General features: G+C 64.0%; 1 protein-coding gene. It reads left to right on the forward strand.

The window, feature by feature from the left end:
• Window positions 1-1,091: group II intron reverse transcriptase/maturase (ltrA, locus tag ACG2LG_RS23910; protein ID WP_396263391.1), on the forward strand; the 1,091-nt coding region annotated here is incomplete at its 5' end.
• Window positions 1,092-1,171 lie beyond the last annotated feature (80 nt).

Consider the following 1,171-nt stretch of genomic DNA (forward strand, 5'->3'; position numbering starts at 1 on the left):
GGGGGCGCTTTCGTGCCCTCGGCATCCCGACGGTGTTGGATCGAGTGATCCAGCAGGCCATCGCGCAAGTGCTTGGCGAAATCCACGACCCGACCTTCAGCGGGCACAGCTACGGGTTCCGGCCCGGACGTAGTGCACATCAGGCCATCGAAGCGATGCGCCGGATGAGTCTGGAGAAGGGCTATGGAGGACGCCGCTGCCACGTGGTGGACTGCGATCTGGAAACCTTCTTCGACACCGTCAACCACCAGAAGATGATGCGCCGGCTACGCGAAAGCGTGGCCGACGAACGTCTGCTGGACCTGATCGGAAAGTTTCTCAAGGCGGGAGCGATCCTGCCGGACGGGACTTTCGAGAAGAGCCGCAGCGGAGTGCCCCAGGGAGGTCCCCTGAGTCCGCTGCTGGCGAACATCCTGCTCGATGAACTCGACCGGGAACTCGAAGGGCGCGGTCACGCGTTCGTGAGATACGCCGATGACTTCGTGATCCTCTGCCACGGTCGCAAGGCCGCTGAGCGGGTGCTCGCGAGCGTCACGCGCTGGATCTCGCGGCGGCTGAGGCTGACGGTCAACGAGGCCAAGAGCAAGGTGGTGCCGCTCGCCGAAGCGTCGTTCCTCGGGTTTCGCATCCTGCGCAAGAAAGTCCGCTGGACGGACCGCAGCCAGGAGAAGCTCAAGGAAAAGGTCCGCGCCATCACCAAGCGCACGCGGGGCGTGTCCCCGCAGCGGGTGATGGTGGACCTGCAACGCTACCTGCGCGGTGCGGTCAACTACTACGCGCTTGGCATTCCCTACCGGGACATCGTCGAACTGGATCGATGGCTGCGGAGGCGAGTGAGGCTCTACCATTGGAAACAATGGGGCAGGCCGCGCACGCGTCGCCGGAAGCTCCTCGCGCTCGGCATCGACCGGGACGAGGTGCACATGGCGAGCCGCAGCCGCAAAGGGCACTGGAGGATGAGCCGCAACAGTATCGTGCATCGGGCGATGACCGACGCGTGGTTGCATGGCCAAGGGGTTCCCGACCTTGTGCAACAATGGGTCGCCATTCGCTATCCCAACGGTCCGAAAGGATCACACGGAATGGCATGACGAATTGGAACCGCCCGGTGCGGATCCGCATGCCGGGTGGTGTGGGGGGTGACGGTTAGAACCCGTCACCTACCCGATTC

It is taken from the genome of Haloferula sp. A504 (genome assembly GCF_044385805.1).
In the GTDB taxonomy this organism is placed as follows: domain Bacteria; phylum Verrucomicrobiota; class Verrucomicrobiia; order Verrucomicrobiales; family Akkermansiaceae; genus Haloferula.